Below are 20,669 nucleotides of genomic sequence, written 5' to 3' on the forward strand. Positions count from 1 at the left end.
GTTTAATAGATGCGAGAGTTAAAGGAGACGATTTTGTGAAATTAAAAGATCTTCTTGAAACGAATATTAACCAATATGGTGAATATCCGTTTTTATTCTTCAAAGAAAAGACCCTTACGAATGTGCAAACGAAGGAATACGCCGACCAATTGGCAAACGGCTTGAAAAAGCTAGGTGTAGAAAAAGGGGACCGCGTTATGGTCTGTATGCCAAATTGTCCGGAAGTTCTCATTGCCTATCAAGGAATAACCCGAGCGGGGGCCATCATCGTTCCAGTCATGTTTACGCTTCATCCGAAAGAACTTCATTTTATTGCCCTAAATTCCGGGGCTAAAGCAGTAATAACATCCTCCTATGTTCTTCCTAATGTAGAAAAATCCTTAGAAGGGCTGCCTGTTAAACCCGAAGTGATTGTTGCAGATCAGCCGACAAATGAAAAAGCAAAAAATATTTATGATGTAATGGCACGAGATGAAAATCATTTTTATGATGATGTCCAGCCCGAGGACACCGCTGTCATCCTTTATACCTCGGGAACAACCGGAAATCCAAAAGGGGTTTTATTAACACATAGAAATTTATATTCAAATGCCGAAAACTCAGCAAAACATAATGAGACTGAGCGTGGAACCACCCTGGGTGTCCTGCCGTTTGCCCATGTATATGGGTTGACGGTTTCAAATGTGTTGTACTTAACGGGAAGTTCTATTGTCGTTTTTCCTAAATTTGATGTAAATGAAGTACTTAGTGCCATTGAAAAGTATAAAGTAAAAACGTTTTCTGGTGTTCCGGCAATGATTTATGCGCTGGTGTCCTACCCAGAGGCAGACCAATACGATACTTCCAGTCTAGAATCGATAGGATCAGGGTCGGCTCCGCTGCCAGTAGCGCTGCTCTACGCATTTGAGAAGAAGTTTGGCGCAAAGGTTTTTGAGGGATACGGGTTATCAGAGGCAGCACCGGTTGTAACAGCTCATTGCAAAGGTATCGAAATAAAGCCGGGCTCTGTCGGCATTCCGATTCCTGGAGTTGAAGTGAAAATAGTCGACGAAAATGGTTTGCTGGTTCCTTGCGGCGAAGTAGGGGAGCTGATTGTCCGCGGAGATAATGTGACCCCTGGTTACTATCAAAATGAGGAAGAAACTCGGAAAGTGTTAAAAGATGGGTGGCTTTATACGGGAGATATGGCCCGGCTGGATGATGAAGGCTACCTATATATAGTTGATAGAAAGAAAGATTTAATCATCAGAGGAGGCTTTAATCTTTATCCTCGCGATGTTGAAGAAATTTTAAATGGTCATGAACAAGTTGCTGAAGTGGCTGTTGTCGGCATACCGGATGAACGGATGGGGGAAGAGATGGTTGCCTGTGTCGTCAAAAAGGCTGATTCAGAGCTAACGGAGGAAGAATTGATTCGTTTTTGCCAAGAACATTTAGCAAAAAATAAAACACCACGGCGGATTGTGTTCCTAGATTCACTGCCAAGAAATGGGGTTGGGAAGATCTTGAAAACGCATCTTCGCAAAACGGCTGCAGAAATGGTGGTTCGTTAACAAACAATTTTCACATAAAGGAATCGATGAGAGGAGAATGTTTTATGGGAAAAAGAACAATTTTGACAACAAGCAGCCGAGGTTTAATGGAGGATTCCTTTCCTTACCGTCTATATCAAAAGGCGAAGAGGGTAGGAACTTGGAATCCAGCAGACATTGATTTCAGCCAAGATCAAAAAGATTGGCAAGCAATGAATGAAATGCAGAGGGAAGACATCCTGCGGCTCATTTCCATGTTCCAGGCAGGAGAAGAGGCTGTAACATTGGATTTGCTGCCGCTTATCATGGCTATTGCCAAAGAAGGGCGTCTTGAAGAGGAAATGTTTTTAACCACATTTTTATACGAAGAAGCCAAGCACACAGAATTTTTTCGAAGGGTGTTAAATGCGATTGGAGAGACAGGAGACCTGTCACATTTTCATTCGGAAACCTACCAGCATATTTTCCATGAGATCCTGCCAACTGCAATGGAACGTCTAGTAACAGATCAATCGCCGGAAGCTATTGCTGAGGCATCGGTTGTTTACAACATGTTTGTTGAGGGGGTATTAGCAGAAACGGGTTATTTCTCTTTCTATCAATCTCTGGAAACAGCCGGAATCATGCCAGGACTTATGGAAGGCATCGGAAATTTGAAACGGGATGAATCCCGGCATATCGGCTATGGGACCTTCCTGCTGCAGCGGTTAATTTGCGAACATCCATATCTCTATGAATTTATAGCCACAAAGATGGGAGAATTGGCCCCGCTGGCAATCAAACTTAATCAAGAAGGGATTGACGGAAAAGAAGTCAGTTCTTTTGGCGCTAGTCCTGACGAAGTCATGAATTTCACTATGAAGCAGCTTGCTGTCCGGATGGAAGTTTTAGCGAGGGCGCAGGGAAAGAAAATCGAAGAGATTTATAAAGTAACTGAAAGTGAGATTGGTGTTCTTTAATTTGGAGTGAGGCTGTTCTCGGGGCAGCCTCTTTCTAAAACGGTACGAAAAAGTACTTCGCTGGATTAAAAAAACAATTATTTATATAAGGGAGGATTCGTAGTCATGGCAGTAAATGTTGAAGTACAAACATTTCCCCACTTCATTAATGGTAAGTGGGAGCCCGCTAGTAGTCAGGCAACGTTTGATGTGTGCAATCCAGCAACTGGTGAATTGGTCGCAAAGGTCGCAAAGGGGACAGTTGAGGATGTTAACCGGGCAGTGGCGGCAGCACGTGAGGCATTTGACCAAGGTGACTGGAAAAACATGAAGCCGAAGGAACGCGCGAATGCCCTTAATGCCATTTCTTATCAAATTGCCGCTCATGCTGAGGAATTAGCTTATTTGGAGGCCATCAGTTCTGGAGGAACAGTCCGGCGCATCGGTGGTAGCGATATCTTGCAAATGGTTGATTTGTTTCAAACGATGGCGAAATTTTTAGTTGATTATCCGTTTTCGGAAACGCTGCCTGTTCCGCCATTCCCAGGTCCTGCTCAAAATTTTGTTTGGAGAGAACCAATTGGTGTATGTGCCGCGATAACGCCATGGAATTATCCGATGGTAATCGGGTGCTGGAAGATCGCTCCGGCATTGGCAATGGGGAACACAATAGTGATCAAGCCTGCCAGCTATACACCGCTTTCGACACTAAAGCTCGCTGAAATCATATCAACTGTTGTCCCGCCGGGTGTTATTAACGTTGTCACTGGACCTGGTATCGAGGTTGGGGAGGCACTTGTCACGCATCCGAAAGTAGATAAGGTCGCTTTTACAGGTTCAACAGAAGTGGGCCGAAGAATTATGGGACTTGCTGCTGGTACGATTAAGAATACAACCTTGGAGCTTGGCGGAAAATCTCCGAACATTATTTTAGAAGATGCTGATCTTAATATCGCGCTGCCGGGAAGTTTATTTGGTGTATTCCTCCATTCCGGACAATTCTGTGAATCAGGGACACGGCTTTTTGTACCAGACAAGCTTTATGATGAGGTTGTGGCCGGTCTTGTTGCTTTAACGAGTAAACTTAAGCTTGGCAATCCTCTCGATCTAACCACAGATATGGGTCCGGTTATTTCGAAAAAGCAAAAGGAAACCATCCTTTCCTATATTGAAGCTGGTATACAGGAAGGCGCAACACTTGCTTGTGGCGGCAAGGAGGTAAAGATACCTGGCTGTGAAGAGGGGAACTTCATAGAACCTACTATTTTTACCAATGTCACAAATGAAATGAAAATTGCCCAAGAGGAAATTTTCGGACCTGTACTCGCAGTTATCCGCTATTCCGATTTGGACGAGGCTATTAAAATGGCCAATGATACAATTTACGGTTTGGCCGCCGGTGTGTGGACACGTGATGTGAATAAGGCTTATGAGGTAGCTCGCAAGCTTCAGGCGGGTGTTGTCTGGATTAATGATTGGCATATGCTTCGTAATGATGCACCGTTTGGCGGTTACAAACAGAGCGGCATTGGCCGGGAGATGGGCAAGCATTCCCTCGATGCCTATACCCAGGTGAAGCATGTTCATACCTCCATGGTTTCTGAACTTGAGAGACGCCCTTGGTACGGCTTGCTGTTTGGCCAAAATTAATGAAGAGGTGACAATGAAAATGAAAACAACATTATCTCAGTTTAATTTGCGCACATCGATCAATAGCGGCTCCAATTCCAGGGCACTAATCCCAAGCATGTTTGCAGGTCTTGGTGCCAAGCGGGTTCTTCTATTAAGTGATAGGGGCCTGGAGAAAGCTGGTGTTGTTGAAAAAGTAGCTTCAATTTTTGAATTGACCGGCCACGGCAGCGGTCCGGAATTAGTGGGAATTTATCTTGACATTGCCCAAGATGCTGAAAGCAGCTGCGTCAATGAAGCAGTTCGTTATGCGAGGGAAGTGGGGGCTGATAGCTTGCTCGCTGTTGGCGGCGGCAGTGTGCTGGATACCGTTAAAGGGGTAAAGTATGCACTGCATAAAAACTTAACGGATATTAAAGAAGCGATTCCAGGCGGTTTTGTTTACGAATCCTTCCCGCAAGCAAGCTATATCCCGATTCCACATATCGCGATTCCAACGACTGCCGGAACCGGCTCCGAGGTTTCGCCTATCGCTGTTATTTATAATGAGGAAATTAAAATGAAGACAAACATTATCAATCCGTTTATTGCGGCTGATATTGCGGTTCTAGATCCAGATCTGACGGTCGGCTTACCACCTAAGATTACCGCGTTTACCGGGTTTGATGCGCTGACCCACGCGATTGAAGCGTTAGCCTCACCAACAGCAACTGGTTTAACGGATGCTTATGCTCTGCATGCGATTCGCTTAATTGAAAAAAATCTGCCTGCCGCCGTAGCAAATGGTGAAAACCTTGATGCTCGAAGTGACCTCTTGCAAGCAAGCTTAATGGGAATAACAGCATTTAGCTTTGCATTAAATGCCATACCGGTCCACAATATGGCACATGCCTACGGGGCCCTGTTCCGAATTCCTCATGGATTGGCAAACGCTGTCTTCCTGCCTGTCGTAATGGAGCTTGTTCCTCAGTTGTACCTGCCTCGTGCGGCTGAATTAGCGCAAGCCTTTAATGTGGATTCGAAGGGTAATTCGGCAGAAGAAGCATTGGCAAAAGTAATCGAAAAAATTCGTTTGCTGCAGCATAAAGTTGGCTTGCCGGCTGATTTTAGTGAATATAATATTAGTGGAGAGGAACTAAAAATGGCAATCCCGGCAGTCATGAAGGATCCTGCCGCTTTAAACTTCCCAATGCCGCCGGAACTAATAGCGACAATTGGGCAGAGGGTTGTGCCTTTGACGGTTAAATAATGTTAGTTGAAATCATCCCATTATGGATTTTTTCTCGTCCATAATGGGATTTATTTTTCTAATGGATTGTAAAAACTGGAAGCTTTTGATTTAATTAAAATAAACTATACAGTCCATTTTTGTGTTTTCTTCATCGCTATTTTAGGGGGCCGACTCATGAGTATTCTTCTTAAAAAATTATCTGAATGTCAAATAACGGATATTATCACGGCCTGGAATCGCGGTTTTGAAGGCTATTTTGTAAAATTGGAAATGTCTGCGGAGCTGTTTTTTGCCAGGTTGGTTAATGAGGGGCTTTCAATGAATCTATCGATTGTTGCTTTCGATGGCGTTAAGCCTGTAGCAATTGTCTTAAATGGAGTGCGCCTGATTGATGGAAAAAAAACCGCTTGGAATGGAGGTACCGGAGTAGCCACGGAATATCGTGGAAAAGGAGTTTCCAAGCTTTTAATGGAGGAGACTTTAAAGATTTACGCGGAGGAGGGGGTAGAAGTTGCCACTCTCGAAGCGATAAAGGAAAACGAACGGGCCATTCGTTTATATAAACGATATGGATATGAGATTGTTGACTCCCTTGTTCATTTAAATGGGTCTGAGGAATTCGAGTCAGTTTTAGCCGCATCCATCTGGGTAAAGTCTATCCGTCCTGAACAATTGGCAACACTTTCTTTTTATAAAGAAAATGTACCTTGGCAATGCCAATGGCAAAGTGTTAGAAACGGCGAAGCACAAATTTTTTATGGAACAGGAAACGACCCATTGGGGTATTGCTTGTTTAAAAGAATTTGGAATGACCATGGAAAGGTAGAAAAAGTCGTTATTTATCAACTGGAGCTGTTTTCTGAAGTAAACAGTGATTTTTTGAAAATTATTTTTGCCAGCATTTGCGGGGGAGCTGAAAAAACCGTAGACTTTATGACGGTCAATGCCTCCATTTCAAGTCCAATCATCGCATACCTAATGAGTCATGGCTTTAATAAGATGACAGAACAAGTGCAGATGGTGAAATTTTTATAAAAAATTTTTGAATACTCTTCCGTATTATTATATAATTTCCGATAGGGAAACCTTATTTGGCTTGTCCTTACATAATTTAATACGGTTAGGAGTAGGAACATGGAAAAAGTACTTATTTTTGGACATAAGAATCCAGACACAGATACAATTTGCTCTGCAATTGCTTACGCAGACCTGAAAAAACAGTTAGGAATGGACGTGGAACCTGTCCGCCTTGGCCAAATTAATGGCGAAACACAATATGCGTTGGATACCTTTAAGGCAGAGGCACCACGTCTTGTAGAAACCGTTGCTTCTGAAGTTAACTCTGTTATTTTGGTTGACCACAATGAACGCCAGCAAAGTGCGAACGACATCACTGATGTTAAAGTGCTTGAGGTAATTGACCATCACCGCATTGCAAATTTTGAAACAAGCGATCCGTTATATTACCGCTGTGAGCCAGTCGGTTGTACGGCTACAATTTTAAATAAAATGTACAAAGAAAACGGCAAGGAAATTAAGAAAGAAATCGCAGGACTTATGCTTTCAGCAATCATATCTGATTCCTTATTATTCAAATCTCCAACCTGCACGGCTGAAGATGTGGCGGCAGCTCGTGAATTAGCAGAAATTGCCGGTGTAGATGAGCAAGTGTACGGTTTAGAAATGCTGAAGGCTGGTGCGGATTTAAGCGACAAGTCTGTAGCTGATTTATTAACACTGGATGCAAAAGAATTTGATATGGGCGGCAGCAAAGTAGAAATTGCCCAAGTCAATGCTGTAGATACTGCGGAAGTTCTTGCCCGCAAAGAAGAATTAGAAGCAGCTATTTCTAAGAAAATCGATGAAAAGAATTTGGACTTATTCTTATTGGTTGTAACTGATATTCTTAATAACGATTCTGTAGGCTTAGCGCTAGGAAATAAAGCTGCTGCAGTGGAAAAGGCATATAATGTGACCCTTGATGATAATACTGCGACGTTAAGAGGAGTCGTTTCCCGTAAGAAACAAATCGTGCCGGTATTAACGGAAGCTTTCACAAAGGGTGTTTAAGATAAGGAAGAACGTTCATGCTCTGTGTGGCATGAACGTTTTTTCTTGTAATCATTCATGGTTTGTCTGTCAACTTCGGACGCTCTTCATTATTTTGATTCATCAGTAAGAAGGTCAGCGGCTTATCAGAACCTGTCATCAGTTTATAGACATAGGCCGAGGAGAGTTTGTAACCATCTTCGATTTTGGAGGCCAAATAATTGGTCCGTTCAAATAGGATGGACCGAATAAAGTTTAGCTGCCGTGAAATTTTCTCTGTTAATGCTTCTTGATGATCCAATCGTCTAAGGACGTCTTCTTGAAATTCCTCTTGCTTGTTCATTTTGGCAGAGATTTGATTTTGAAATTCCTCTTGGCTGTTTAATTTCTCTGTTACTTCTTTTTGAAAGCCGGCTTGTCGATTTAATTTGTCTGCTATTTCTTCTTGAAATTTTTCCTGCATTTTCATCATTTCTTGATGCGATTGGCTGCTTTTGTACAAGTTATTCAATTGGCTGCCAATATCATTCCATTGGCTAGTTTGCGATTCTTCCTGTTTAAGAGTTCGTAATTGCAGTTCCCTTAATGTTTTTCTTAAGGCGGCATTCGCTTTTTCTTGTTCCTTGATTAATTCAGTTAGGAAATCCTGTCTTGAATATGACTGATTAGGGGCATTGATCGTTTGTTTATTTTCAAAAACATTAGGATGTTCACGTTTATTAATGTATAAACCCATACCTCACTCCACTCCTTTTTGTCATATTTTATGCTTCCAAAACATTAGAGGGGACACGTTTGGGCTAGGTCCTCTTTTTCGCTTTTCTGGCCACGGCAAATTATAATAGTAGAAGGGGAAGAGGTGATTTTTTCGTGGCAAAAAAAAGAGCTGCGTTATCATTTAGTGGAAAAGATTCCACACTGGCATTGCATGAACTCATTCATGGGGAAGAATATGAGGTTAAATTGTTGTTTACGACAGTGACAGAAGGCTTCAATAGGACAAGCATACATGGAGTAAGGGAGGAACTGTTGCAGGTACAGGCGGAATCCATTGGCATTCCATTAAGAAAAATCTTTATTCCGGAGCAATGCTCCAATGAAGTCTACGGGGAAATAATGAATCGGGAATTAGCTGAATTGAAGGCGAGTGGGATTGACCATATTATTTTTGGCGATATATTTCTTGAGGATATCCGCAAGTACCGTGAAGAACAGTTAAAACCCTTAGGCTTCACAGCGGTTTTTCCGCTTTGGGCGCAGAATACAACAGATTTAATTCGCCGCTTTATATCGCTAGGGTATAAAACAATTATAACCTGTGTAGACTTGTCCAAACTGCCTGAGGACTTTTCTGGAAAAGAAATTAATGACGGGTTTTTTCAAGCCCTGCCTGAAGGAGTGGATCCTTGCGGTGAAAACGGCGAGTATCATTCATTTGTATATGATGGTCCGATTTTTAATAAACCAATCCGGTTTCAAGTTGGCGAGAAAAAGTTTTCAAATGATGTAAATACTGGTGAAACAAGGTTTTGCTTTACCGATTTAATTCCATTAAGGGAGTTTTGAGTATGAATCGCTGCGGCTGGGTTAATCAAGACCCATTATATATTGATTATCATGACCATGAGTGGGGAGTTCCGATTCATGACGACCGGTTGTTGTTTGAATATTTGAATTTGGAAGGGGCGCAAGCAGGCCTTAGTTGGTATACGATTTTAAAAAAGCGGGAGAATTACAGGAGGGCGTTTGACAATTTTGAAGCAGAGAAGATTGTCATGTATGACGACCAAAAGATTGAAGAACTTTTACAAAATGATGGTATTGTAAGAAATAAGCTAAAAATTAATGCTGTAATTGGTAACGCTAAAGCGTATTTAAAGGTGGTGGAGGAATTTGGCTCCTTCGACAGCTATATTTGGTCATTTGTTGACGGGAAGCCGATTGTCAATCACTTCAAAGAATCAAGCGAGGTACCTGCCTCTACGGAAATAAGCGACAAATTGAGCAAGGATTTAAAAAAGCGCGGCTTTAAATTTGTCGGCTCCACCATCTGCTACGCCTTTATGCAAGCGGTAGGAATGGTCAATGACCATATCGAAAGCTGTGGAATGAAACGTGGGGACGGCTCTCTTGCCTCAAAAATTTGAGGCATTAGTACCGTCCCCCATTGTTTTATCCGTTTTGCTTTTGGAACTGTTCCATAAATTCGCTGAATGCTTTGCAGGATTCGTATGGTACGGCGTTGTAGGTGGATGCGCGGCAGCCGCCGATGGAGCGGTGGCCGTTTACACCGATAAAGCCTTCTTGCTTGGCTTGTGCTAAAAATGCTTTTTCCAGCTCTTCAGATTTTAAGTTAAAGGTAATATTCATTAGGGAACGGCTGTCGTTTTCAGCGTGCCCAATATAGAAACCATTGCTATTATCAATAGCATCGTAGATAAGCTTCGCCTTTTCCTCATTCCGTCTAACAACTTCCTCAAGACCGCCAATTTCCTGTACCCAGCCAAGAACCTCACCGAGCATATAGATGCCGAAGGTTGGCGGAGTGTTATATAAGGAATTGTTTTTTGCATGAGTGCTGTACTTTAACATGGTAGGGATATTAGAATTAGCCTTCTCAAGAAACTCCTTGCGAACAATTACCACCGTAACACCGGAAGGTCCAAGGTTTTTCTGGGCACCAGCATAAATCATGGAAAACTTGCTGACATCAACAGGCTTGGATAAAATGTCGCTGGACATGTCCGCAATTAACGGAACATTGCCAGTAGCAGGGAATTCCTTCCACTGCGTTCCGTAAATTGTATTATTGGAGGTCAGATGTAAATAGGCCTCGTCACCTTGATATTGTATTTCTGCAGGATTCGGAATGCGGCGGTATTTGCCTTCTTTTGATGATGCTGCCTGAGCAACTTCACCAAATAACTTTGCTTCGGCAAATGCTTTTTCTGACCAAGACCCGGTCATCACATAACTTGCTTTTTTTCCTTCTCCCAAAAAATTCATCGGAATCATCGAAAATTGAAGGCTTGCTCCACCTTGCAAAAAGAGTACTTCATAATTTTCAGGAATACTCATTAAATCCTTTAGGCGTGCGATCGCGTGATTATGTACTTCTTCATAAGCAGCACTGCGGTGGCTTAATTCCATGATTGACATTCCGGTACCCCGGAAATCAATCAGCTCCTGCTGGGCTTTTTCTAATACAGAAAGAGGTAGAGCTGATGGGCCGGCATTGAAATTATAGGCCCGTTTGATGTGTAGTTTCATTTTGTTCACTCCCATGTTTTTTTAATATATATGAATATATCATATTTTCGTATTATTATGACAGGAAAAATTTATTCCTATACAGAGTTAAAGGTATGTTCAAATTTTAAACAAAAAATGGTCTGCCGCTAATGCAAGCAGCAGACCGACAATTTACTTCTATTTTTAAATATAAATCACTTAACTTTCAGCAAGAAAATCCTTTTTTGGCAGTGTAATGATCTTTCCGCCAATTTGGACGTGAACGGTATCGTTGAAAATGGCTTTTACTATTCCTTTTAAGGAAATAGTTGAATTTACGGAGATTTTTTTGGAGTCAGATTGATTGGCCATATGGATCAACACCTTTCAAAATTAATAAACCAAATAAAAAATAAGATTATCCTATATTATTCGGAAAAATATGATGATATCCTTCCTGACTAAACCTGTTTTTTAAAAATTTTTTAACAAAGTTGTTCATGTTAGACAAATTCCTTTAATCCAGGGGTGTTAGGGGAGGAAATGAATAACATGAACTATAGTTCAAGTATTACATCCTGCTATGAACTTGTCAATAAAAAGATGAACTGTAGTTCACTTTTTGTTTTTGTGCTATAATAAGCCCGAGGTGGTCCAATGACTGAACGTGAAGATTTACTTGTAGGTGAATTTCCGATTCTTCCAAAACAAGAACGGGCCCAACAAAAAAGAAATGCTCTCTTGGAAAGCGGGAGAATATTGTTTATTGAAAAAGGATATGAGCAAACAACCGCAAAGGAAATAGCCGCCCATGCAGGGGTTGCAACTGGAACCTTTTATCGCTATTTTTCAGATAAACGGCAGCTTTTAATGTCCCTTTTGGAGGATAAAATAGATGAATTGCTCCCTCCTGAACCAAATTGGACTGCCGGCGATCCTGAACTTCTATTGGCATCATTATTAGAAGCACATATGAAGCGGCTTAACGGAATGGGACTTCACCGAGTTTTGCCAGAGTTACTGCATAAGGATTCAGAACTTGCCGAGGTGTTAGGAGAAGCCAGAGAAAAAATTCATTTAAGAATTCTTACCGGATTGAAGCGTGCTTATGATTTAGGATTAACCTGGAGGGATTTGGATTTAAATACGGTTGCCTGGTCTATCATGGTTTTGGCAGAGAGTGGAAATACCAAGATAGGTGAACAATGTAAAAAAGAGGACTTTATGGGATTGGCAAAGGTCATTTGCCGCATTGTTTTCCCTCCCGAAGTTTTGAAGAATTTACGCATAGAAAATGAAGAATAAACTAAAGAGCGGTGACTAGCGATGAAAGTAAGAGATTTTATGATAATGAACGTCATTACAGCGAAACCAACTGATACAATTAAGGATGTTATGAAAATTTTTGTGGAAAAGAAAATTGGGGGCATGCCTGTTGTGGATACCGAAGGTAAATTATGCGGCATTGTAACAGACGGGGATATCTTAAGAGCCATTAAACCCATTGATCGGCAAATTTATAATTATTTAACCTTTATGACTTATATTGCCGAGGAGGATTTAGAAAGTCGCTTGAGTGAAATGGCGGGCAGGGAAATCATTAAAATTGCCAAAACAAATGGGATTGTCACTGTTCTTCCAGATGATGACATGAAAAAAGTTGTCTCTCTTTTATCCAAGCACCATTTTAAAAAATTGCCTGTGTTAAATGGAAATAATCGTGTCATCGGTGTCCTCAGCAGGGGAGATGTGATTCGAAGCATCCAACAAACAATTATTGATGAGATGGATTGAAGAATGAAAAGGTGCCAGGTACTTCATGAAAAGATAGCCTGACACCTTTTTTGGTGTTAAGTATGAAATTTGCGTCCAATATCTGCGAGCATCATTTGTGATGTAATATAATCCTGTTCCCGTCTTTTTTCAACTAATATCCGTATGTCATGATTTCGGCAATAAACCTTATAACAAACACCATGGGCATTAAGAAGTGCTTTCTCCATTTCACTCGTGTACTTCAAACGTAAATGTTGGATGTTAAAACCCTCCTTTAGTTATTAGGTTTTAATCTTACCATTGAACAGTTTTTTTCGACAAAGCCCGTAAAATGGGAAATCTTGTTATATTTTGGACTGAGATGGTCTCTAGTTTCCTGAACCTGCAGATCCATACAATCCCTCCAATATCCTCTTGATTAAACCTTGTTTTCCATTGACTTTTCAAAAAATACGCTACTTGTATTAGGTTGATAGTAAGGATGTAATATTTCTTTCAGTATTTTTCTGACTTACACTTCCATACCAAAATTTCGTCCAAAATTAGCCTAATTATAAAAATCTGGAAAATTACCGTTGACATTATAGGATAGGGGGGTATAGTATAAACATAAAGGAAATAGTAAAGTTAAAATCAACTCCAAACAGTAAGGGGGAAAATTAAAATGAGTAATGCCGCCAAAGAAGTCCAATTACCGATAACAGGAATGACCTGTGCAGCCTGTGCAACACGAATAGAAAAGGGCTTAAATAAATTAGAAGGTGTTCAGGAAGCTAACGTGAACCTGGCACTTGAAAAAGCAGCAATCAAGTATGACCCATCCCAAACTAACACGGAAACCTTTGTTAAAAAAATAAATGATCTCGGCTATGGGGTTGTCACGGAAAAAACCGAATTTGACATCATCGGAATGACCTGTTCTGCTTGCGCTACGAGAATCGAAAAGGGGATTAACAAACTCGAGGGAGTCACAAAAGCCACTGTCAACCTGGCACTTGAAACAGCATCCGTCGAATACAATTCGGCCCAAGTCAATATTCAGGAAATCATCCAAAAGGTAGAAAAAATCGGCTATGAAGCCAAAGTGAAACAGGATAAAAATTCTGAAAGCGTCGACCACCGTCAAAAGGAAATCGAAAAACAAAAAGGTAAATTTATTTTCTCACTTATTCTGTCATTCCCGTTATTATGGGCGATGGTCAGCCACTTTGAGTTTACATCCTTCATTTACCTGCCTGACTTGCTGATGAACCCATGGGTTCAATTGGCCTTGGCGACACCAGTTCAATTTGTTGTTGGATGGCAGTTTTATGTAGGAGCCTATAAGGCGCTAAGAAACGGAAGTGCCAACATGGACGTTCTTGTCGCACTTGGTACATCTGCTGCCTACTTTTACAGCTTATATTTAACCATTATGACCATTGTGTCAGGCGAACAAATGGTGGAACTCTATTTTGAAACCAGTGCGGTCCTGATAACCTTAATCATCTTAGGAAAATTGTTCGAAACCCGCGCCAAAGGACGCTCATCTGAAGCCATCAAAAAGTTAATGGGGCTCCAAGCAAAAACGGCAACTGTATTGAGGGATGGAAAAGAACTTGAAATCGAATTAGCAGAAGTAGTAGTCGGGGACATTATCTATGTAAAGCCTGGCGAAAAGATTCCTGTCGACGGAGAAATCATCGAAGGCCGCTCTGCCCTTGATGAATCGATGTTAACAGGCGAAAGCGTCCCTATTGATAAAACCATTGGTGACCCAGTCATCGGCGCTACCATTAACAAAAACGGCTTTTTAAAAATAAAAGCCACAAAAGTTGGCAGAAACACTGCACTCGCGCAAATCATTAAAGTAGTTGAAGAAGCACAGGGTTCAAAAGCGCCGATTCAACGGCTCGCGGACCAAATTTCAGGAATTTTTGTACCAATCGTGGTTGGAATTGCTGTCTTAACCTTCTTGGTTTGGTTCATCTGGGTAAGCACAGGCAACTTCGCTGAAGCGTTGGAAAAAATGATTGCTGTCCTGGTAATTGCCTGCCCTTGTGCATTGGGGCTTGCAACACCAACTTCGATTATGGCCGGTTCCGGCCGGGCCGCAGAGGCTGGCGTCCTATTCAAAGGCGGCGAGCATTTGGAAACAACCCACCGGATCACAACAGTGGTGCTTGATAAAACAGGAACAGTTACAAATGGAAAACCTGTGTTAACTGATGTGATCATTGAAGATAATTACTCCGAGAATTCCTTCTTGCAGTTAGTCGGTTCGGCTGAAAAACAATCTGAGCATCCGCTTGCTGAGGCCATAGTAAATGGCATTAAAGAAAAAGGGATCAACTTATTAGAAGCTGTCGGCGATTTCGAAGCCATACCGGGGTGTGGAATAAAAACGAACATCAATGGACAGGAAATATTGATTGGTACTAGAAAATTAATGGATAAATACGGGGTGTCATTTGAGGCTGCTGCAGAAAAGATGGAAGCCCTTGAAGAAACCGGTAAAACGTCAATGCTGGTTGCGATTGATGAAAAGTTTGCCGGTATCGTTGCAGTAGCCGACACTGTGAAAGAAACTTCGAAAGCAGCGATTCAAAAACTAAAGAATATGGGCCTAGAAGTCATAATGATGACCGGTGACAATATCCGCACGGCTACTGCGATAGCCAATGAAGTAGGAGTAGATAGGGTTATTGCTGAGGTTTTACCAGAGGGAAAAGCAACGGAAGTGAAATTGCTTCAGAAGCAGGGGCGCAAAGTCGCTATGGTCGGTGATGGTATAAACGATGCACCGGCACTTGCGGTCGCAGATATTGGCATGGCAATCGGAACTGGCACCGATGTCGCCATGGAAGCGGCGGATATTACGCTGATGAGAGGCGATTTAAACAGTATCGCTGGTGCCATTTTTATGAGTAAAAAGACAATCCAAAACATTAAACAAAATCTTTTCTGGGCATTTGGATACAATACATTGGGGATTCCAATTGCTGCAATCGGCTTTCTAGCCCCATGGCTTGCCGGAGCGGCCATGGCATTTAGTTCCGTGTCAGTCGTATTAAACGCACTGCGATTACAAAGAGTGAAGCTTTAACAACAGATAGATGGGGAGCGGACTGCTTGGCTCCTATCCATACAACCAAAACAATTTAACTTAAATAACTTGTCGTACTCATCGATTTACGGTACGGGGGTATGATATAATGAGCAAAAAGGGAGGCGGGTTGTCAATGAATGAAGAGGAATTATTGGAGGAATCCTGCTGCCATAATGAGGAAAATCACCGCAAAAGTCATCATTCTGATAAGGTAAAAAGCAATCTTGTGATAAGACTGAACAGAATTGAAGGGCAGATTCGCGGCATTAAAGGGTTAATTGAAAAAGACACGTACTGTGATGAAGTGATCAACCAAATCGCCGCTACGCAGTCGGCTTTAAACAGCGTAGCGAAAATTCTGCTTGAAGGCCATATGAAGAGCTGTGTTGTGGAACGGATTCAGGAAGGTGATTTTGACGTGATAGATGAGGTTCTTGTAACCGTACAAAAATTAATGAAAAAATAATGGAGGAATAAAAAATGGAAAATATAACATTAAATGTAAGCGGTATGTCTTGCGGCCATTGTGTCAAAGCGGTGGAAGGAAGCGTTGGTAAATTGAACGGCGTAAAAAATGTTTCCGTTAAGCTGGAAAAAGGTCAAGTCGATGTTGAGTTTGATCCAAGCTTAGTATCCCTCAGCACGATTAAAGAAACAATTGATGATCAAGGATACGATGTAGAATAATGATTGACTGGGCTGTCCAAAAAAGGTCGTTGAATAACGACTCTTTTGGGACATTTTTTTATTTTCATTATTTTTGGCCTGTTTTCTGAGAATTTCATTCACAGGTCGGGGTTACCCCCTTTATTCTTGGCCTACTTTTACTTGCTTTTTGGCAATGGAATCCCATTTTATAAGATTATGGGCAACACAAATAAGGCACCATACCGTGGTATTTTTGGAAAGGCCTCTCAGTGAAAAGCAGTTGATACCACGATTGTGCTTAATATGGCCAAAGACTCGTTCAACATCCATTTTCCTTTGTCTATACTTATTTTCCACTTCTTCAGTAGATAAAAGTTCCCTGACTCCCTTCCTCTGTTTTTGGTTTTCCATTGAGACCTTTATACTTTTGGTTTCTTTCCCATTAGCACAAGTTTCTTGAAAGGGACAGTTTGGGCACTCCGTAGAATGATAGGTTCTTTTACATAGAATAATTTATGTACATAAGAAAATCATTCCTTTCTGGTGTTTGTGGTGTGGTAACTTCCTTATACCAAATGGAATGATTTTCATATTTTTTTGTACATAATCGTTAATTAATTTTTACGCTCTGTTGATTGGAGCTGAAGGGGCGAAGAATCCTGCGGGAGTACGGGGCTGGGGAGATCCCGCAGGCGCTTTAGCGCTGAGGAGGCTTCCCGGCACGCCCGCGAACCGCTCGCCCCTGGAGCGGAAATCAACAGAAAAGTTTAATAGAGCTATACATAAAAAGGGGCTGCCCCTAATATAAGTTACACTTTTGGGACAGCCTCTTTGTCTTTTAAAAGGGCAAATTTTCTAATAAAAATACCTGTGGTAGAATGGAAGTTAAAGCTTTGAAAAGAGGTGCAATGTTGGGCAGGCAAGGTGTGATATCCCTAGGGGATGCGTTTATTGATTATATAGCAAAGGATTCAACTAATACAATATTTCACCAGTTTCCAGGCGGGGCAACGGTAAATACCGCCGTTTGGACGAGCAGATTAGGAGTTCTTTCTTATTACTTAACGAAACTAGGAACGGACGAGGAAAGTGCCTTTGTGGAGATGGAACTGGTAAAAGAGAAAGTGAACGTCGATTATTGTGTCCGTTCGCCTGAAAAAAGAATCTGCAGTGTTAAGGTACATATAAATCAATCAGGTGAGAGACAGTTTCATTCCTATAAAAATCCAACTCCTGATTTACTTTTGACCTCGAAGGAGCTTCCGGAGGAATTGTTTCAGAGGGGGAAACTTTTTTATTTCGGTTCCGGGACACTCTTTCATGAAATGGCTAGGGAAACGACTAGAAAGTCACTGGAATTTGCCCGAAAATGGAGGATGCTGACGGCATTTGATACAAATATCCGCCTGCAGCGCTGGGAAAGCGAAAAGAAATGCCGGGAGACTGCCATATCATTTGCCAAACATGCCGATATCGTTAAAATGGCTGAAGATGAGTTAATCTTTTTAACAGAAGCAAATAACATAGAGGAAGGTCTGCAGCTTATTTCTGAGTGGGGGATCCCTTTTCTGTTTATCACAATGGGCGAGAAAGGCTCCTGTGCCGTACATAAGGGGCAAAGCATTTTCGTTCCTGGTGTGCAGGTTAAAGTTGTAGATACCACCGGGGCAGGTGATGCCTTTATGGCGGCCATTATATCCCGCTTTCATGATCATGGTGTACCTCAAGATGATTTGCAATTAGAAGAATTTATCCGTTTTGCCAATGAAATCGGTGCGCGGGCAACGACGAAATCAGGGGCATTGTAAACAAAAACAGCGAAGCACACAACTTCGCTGTTTTGTCTTTTTAATGGGAAATTGAATTGGATTGTGTAACCTGATTTGATTCCGGCACCCTCATTAAAATAATCCCACCTATGATAAACAATACAATTAAGCTAAAAACACCGCTGTTGGTGTTTCCTGTCATTTGTGCGGTAAAACCGACTAAAATCGGTCCAAGGATTGCGGCAAATTTATAAAAGATGCTGTAAAATCCAAAGAATTCGTTGGCACTTTCTTTCGGAACCAATTTAGCAAAATAAGAGCGGCTAAGCGCTTGGATACCGCCCTGAGAAGAGGCGACAAGCATGGCCAGAATCCAAAAGTCCAAAGCAGTTTTTAAGAAATAGGCATACGTACAGATGATGATATAAACGAAAATGCCAACGAGCAGCATCGTTTTACCCTTAAACCGATCGGCAAGCTTGCCGTACAAAATGGCAAACGGTGCGGCCACGACTTGGGTGGCAAACAGGATAATTAACAGGTTCGTAGAATCAATCCCCAAATCAGACCCGTACGCGGTTGACATCGTAATAATCGTGTTAACCCCGTCAATATAAAAGAAATAAGCTAGTAGAAAGAGAAACAACGGACGGTACAGCTTGATTTTTTTAAACGTTTGAAATAATTGCTTAAAGCCATTAGAAACAGGGTTTGGGACGCGTTCCTTGTAATAGACCTGATTTACATTTTTTAGCATAGGAATCGTGAATAGCCCCCACCATAATGCGGTGATGGCAAAAGCGACTTGGCTGGCAACGGTGACAGACAATGGGAGAATGTTTTGTTGGGCCAAAATGATAAGGGCAATTCCCATAATGAACGGGATGGTACTGCCAATATAGCCCATCGCAAAACCGCGTGAAGAAATTTTGTCCATCCGCTCTTCATTTGTGACATCAACAAGAAAGGCATCATAGAAAATATTCGTTCCGCCGAAGCCAATAACCGTAACCATATAGCAGATTAATAGAATCATCCACTGACTGCTAGGAACCACGGCGAGCAAAAAAGTAAAAATAACTCCTAATGCAAAGAAAAAGGTGAAAAATCGTTTCTTAAAGCCTCGGAAATCTGCGATGCTGCCAAGGACTGGGGCACAAATAGAGATTAATAGTGTCGCAAAAGAGTTGGCATAGCCCCAATAGGCGGTGGATGTTGCACCGGCAAGCCCCGCCTCTTTGGCGGCTGCTTTGAAATATAACGGAAAAACAGCAGTGGTAATCAGGATTGAATAGGCTGAGTTGGCCCAATCGTAAAATACCCAGCTTTTTTCTTGCTTTGTCATCCGGCTCATATTTTTTCCCCTTTACTAATTTTTTATCGTTTTAATATCTCCTCTATCACTCTTCCATCGGTATCTCCTAAGCTGACACCAAGCAATCTTGCAAAGGTAGGACCTTCATCAACAAGCCGGATGGATGGAAGTGTGATAGAATGAATCCCTTTTCCTGCTGCCATAAGGATCGTGCCGTAGGCTTCTTTTACAGGCGAATAGCCGTGCGTAGCAAGGGTATATTTCTTATCGGCCTTTACATCGGCGGGGGTAATCGATTTGATAAAATCTCCCTCAAAGTCTTCCAAAAAGTAATAGCCGCGTTGTGCTTCGATCATAAAGGCACATTCGCCATCTGCACCTCGTTCGGCAGCCTGAACGCCAGTAAGCACTAGTTCTATACCCGAGGCAGGATCCTTTAGTAATTCAGAAAATATATATTTTACCTTTTCATAAGTAATGGTGTCATGCGGATCCTTTACATAAATATATGCTGAACCGTCACAGCTTTTGCAGTATGCCTTCCAATTTATTAGTTTTCCGCGTGTGTTGGTGGTAATCAGACCATGTTTTTTAAATAATATGTTTATGTGTATGGCCTTATTTTCATCCAAAGCGCTGTGGTCCCCAAGGACAGCCACAGTGGAGTTATCTTTGATGCCGCTCTCCTCAAGTGCTTCCATGATTCTGCCAAGCCTGCTGTGATGACGGTGGATGGCGGCAATGGCCTCATCTGATGAAAAACCATGGAAGTGACGCATGGAATCCAGGTCAGTAAAGTGGACTAGCATTAGGTTTGGTTTCTTTGTTTTAATCGTATCCACCGCTGCTTCTAAAACAAAATCATCCAATTCGGGCTGTCTTAAGCCTTTGCGGAGATGTCCATACCGTTTATTGAGGTCCCATTGGAAGCGGGGAGTACCGCTGGTGAGCGATACAAGAATTTGATTTTGCCATGGGCGATTGGCGAAAATCTCGGGCATGTTATAATCTATAGCTGCTTTTCCGGTAACCGGCCATAGTAAGGCCGCTGTGGTCATGCCTGCTTTTTTTACTTCATCGTAAAGGGTGGTTCCGCGAATGGAGCTGCGAAACCAATTCCAGTCAGGAGATAAGCGTCCTGGCTGCAAAAGGGTATTATTAATGACACCGTGTCTGTTCGGATATTTTCCTGTTACTATAGTGGCATGGCAAGGGTAGGTGACTGACGGGTAAATACTCTCGACATTTTCCACCAAGGCTCCGTTTTGCAGAATCGACTGAAAGTGAGGCAAATCCTTAATAATAGAAAAATCTAATGCGGAAAGACAGTCGAATGAAATAATGATGAGATGGTCGGTAAGTCTATTCATAAAGCCCTCCGAATTGGTAACTGCTGCTAATCCAATTGTACAATAAGATACAGGGGTGTTACAGAAATTTTACAATATTTATAAAAAATAAGG

General features: G+C 41.8%; 20 protein-coding genes and 1 pseudogene. 14 read left to right on the forward strand and 7 right to left on the reverse strand.

Features of this window, described 5'->3' with window-relative positions:
• Positions 1-35: 35 nt before the first annotated feature.
• The 6 genes from ACZ5AE_RS12330 to ACZ5AE_RS12355 all read left to right on the forward strand — a co-directional run bounded on the left by ACZ5AE_RS12330 (position 36) and on the right by ACZ5AE_RS12355 (position 7,400).
• Entirely contained in the window at positions 36-1,553 is a 1,518-nt protein-coding gene (locus ACZ5AE_RS12330; RefSeq protein ID WP_464572663.1) for a class I adenylate-forming enzyme family protein, read from the forward strand.
• 44 nt (positions 1,554-1,597) lie between these two features.
• A complete protein-coding gene (locus ACZ5AE_RS12335; protein ID WP_464572665.1) occupies positions 1,598-2,491 on the forward strand; it encodes a R2-like ligand-binding oxidase in 894 nt (297 codons plus the stop codon).
• A gap of 105 nt (positions 2,492-2,596) precedes the next feature.
• A complete protein-coding gene (locus ACZ5AE_RS12340; protein WP_464572667.1) occupies positions 2,597-4,120 on the forward strand; it encodes an aldehyde dehydrogenase family protein in 1,524 nt (507 codons plus the stop codon).
• A 19-nt stretch (positions 4,121-4,139) separates the two neighbouring features.
• Positions 4,140-5,348 carry an iron-containing alcohol dehydrogenase gene (locus ACZ5AE_RS12345; protein WP_464572669.1) on the forward strand — a complete coding sequence of 403 codons (1,209 nt, stop codon included), beginning with the start codon at positions 4,140-4,142 and terminating at the stop codon, positions 5,346-5,348.
• 156 nt (positions 5,349-5,504) lie between these two features.
• Entirely contained in the window at positions 5,505-6,365 is an 861-nt protein-coding gene (locus ACZ5AE_RS12350; protein WP_464572671.1) for a GNAT family N-acetyltransferase, read from the forward strand.
• Between the two features lie 99 nt (positions 6,366-6,464).
• Positions 6,465-7,400 carry a manganese-dependent inorganic pyrophosphatase gene (locus tag ACZ5AE_RS12355; protein WP_464572673.1) on the forward strand — a complete coding sequence of 312 codons (936 nt, stop codon included), beginning with the start codon at positions 6,465-6,467 and terminating at the stop codon, positions 7,398-7,400.
• Positions 7,401-7,455: 55 nt separating this feature from the next.
• Here ACZ5AE_RS12355 and ACZ5AE_RS12360 read toward each other — a convergent pair whose 3' ends face one another.
• Positions 7,456-8,115, reverse strand: coding sequence for a hypothetical protein (locus tag ACZ5AE_RS12360; RefSeq protein ID WP_464572675.1), 660 nt, complete (start codon positions 8,113-8,115; stop codon positions 7,456-7,458).
• A gap of 134 nt (positions 8,116-8,249) precedes the next feature.
• On the opposite strand from ACZ5AE_RS12360, the gene ACZ5AE_RS12365 reads away from it, so the two are divergent.
• Entirely contained in the window at positions 8,250-8,945 is a 696-nt protein-coding gene (locus tag ACZ5AE_RS12365; protein WP_464572677.1) for a Dph6-related ATP pyrophosphatase, read from the forward strand.
• Positions 8,946-8,947: 2 nt separating this feature from the next.
• Positions 8,948-9,526 (forward strand): DNA-3-methyladenine glycosylase I, encoded by a 579-nt coding sequence (locus tag ACZ5AE_RS12370; protein ID WP_464573612.1) that lies wholly within the window; start codon positions 8,948-8,950, stop codon positions 9,524-9,526.
• 25 nt (positions 9,527-9,551) lie between these two features.
• On the opposite strand, the gene serC is transcribed toward ACZ5AE_RS12370, so the two are convergent.
• The gene (gene serC / locus ACZ5AE_RS12375) at positions 9,552-10,649 is read right to left on the reverse strand and encodes a 3-phosphoserine/phosphohydroxythreonine transaminase (protein ID WP_464572679.1); all 1,098 of its coding nucleotides are present in this window, start codon (positions 10,647-10,649) and stop codon (positions 9,552-9,554) included.
• Positions 10,650-10,829: 180 nt separating this feature from the next.
• The gene (locus tag ACZ5AE_RS12380; protein ID WP_213115881.1) at positions 10,830-10,982 is read right to left on the reverse strand and encodes a hypothetical protein; all 153 of its coding nucleotides are present in this window, start codon (positions 10,980-10,982) and stop codon (positions 10,830-10,832) included.
• Between the two features lie 285 nt (positions 10,983-11,267).
• Between ACZ5AE_RS12380 and ACZ5AE_RS12385 the strand changes: the two genes are divergently transcribed.
• Positions 11,268-11,915, forward strand: coding sequence for a TetR/AcrR family transcriptional regulator (locus tag ACZ5AE_RS12385; RefSeq protein ID WP_464572681.1), 648 nt, complete (start codon positions 11,268-11,270; stop codon positions 11,913-11,915).
• Positions 11,916-11,936: 21 nt separating this feature from the next.
• The gene (locus ACZ5AE_RS12390) at positions 11,937-12,404 is read left to right on the forward strand and encodes a CBS domain-containing protein (protein ID WP_464572683.1); all 468 of its coding nucleotides are present in this window, start codon (positions 11,937-11,939) and stop codon (positions 12,402-12,404) included.
• A 56-nt stretch (positions 12,405-12,460) separates the two neighbouring features.
• Here ACZ5AE_RS12390 and ACZ5AE_RS12395 read toward each other — a convergent pair whose 3' ends face one another.
• The gene (locus tag ACZ5AE_RS12395; protein ID WP_464572685.1) at positions 12,461-12,631 is read right to left on the reverse strand and encodes a hypothetical protein; all 171 of its coding nucleotides are present in this window, start codon (positions 12,629-12,631) and stop codon (positions 12,461-12,463) included.
• Between the two features lie 419 nt (positions 12,632-13,050).
• Here ACZ5AE_RS12395 and ACZ5AE_RS12400 point away from each other — a divergent pair, with 419 nt between their 5' ends.
• From ACZ5AE_RS12400 to copZ, 3 genes are all read left to right on the forward strand, one after another.
• A complete protein-coding gene (locus ACZ5AE_RS12400; RefSeq protein ID WP_464572687.1) occupies positions 13,051-15,471 on the forward strand; it encodes a heavy metal translocating P-type ATPase in 2,421 nt (806 codons plus the stop codon).
• Between the two features lie 136 nt (positions 15,472-15,607).
• Positions 15,608-15,940, forward strand: a complete 333-nt coding sequence (locus ACZ5AE_RS12405) for a metal-sensitive transcriptional regulator (RefSeq protein ID WP_464573613.1) — start codon at positions 15,608-15,610, stop codon at positions 15,938-15,940.
• 14 nt (positions 15,941-15,954) lie between these two features.
• Positions 15,955-16,161 (forward strand): copper chaperone CopZ, encoded by a 207-nt coding sequence (gene copZ, locus ACZ5AE_RS12410; RefSeq protein WP_464572689.1) that lies wholly within the window; start codon positions 15,955-15,957, stop codon positions 16,159-16,161.
• 120 nt (positions 16,162-16,281) lie between these two features.
• Here copZ and ACZ5AE_RS12415 read toward each other — a convergent pair.
• A pseudogene (locus ACZ5AE_RS12415) lies at positions 16,282-16,623 on the reverse strand (transposase); the annotation flags it as partial.
• 377 nt (positions 16,624-17,000) lie between these two features.
• On the opposite strand from ACZ5AE_RS12415, the gene ACZ5AE_RS12420 reads away from it, so the two are divergent.
• Entirely contained in the window at positions 17,001-17,930 is a 930-nt protein-coding gene (locus tag ACZ5AE_RS12420; RefSeq protein WP_464572691.1) for a carbohydrate kinase family protein, read from the forward strand.
• Between the two features lie 40 nt (positions 17,931-17,970).
• On the opposite strand, the gene ACZ5AE_RS12425 is transcribed toward ACZ5AE_RS12420, so the two are convergent.
• Positions 17,971-19,245 (reverse strand): MFS transporter, encoded by a 1,275-nt coding sequence (locus ACZ5AE_RS12425; RefSeq protein WP_464572693.1) that lies wholly within the window; start codon positions 19,243-19,245, stop codon positions 17,971-17,973.
• A gap of 23 nt (positions 19,246-19,268) precedes the next feature.
• Complete coding sequence (locus ACZ5AE_RS12430) at positions 19,269-20,576, reverse strand: alkaline phosphatase family protein (RefSeq protein WP_464572695.1); 1,308 nt, start codon at positions 20,574-20,576, stop codon at positions 19,269-19,271.
• Positions 20,577-20,669 lie beyond the last annotated feature (93 nt).

This window comes from Neobacillus sp. S1227, assembly GCF_055385255.1.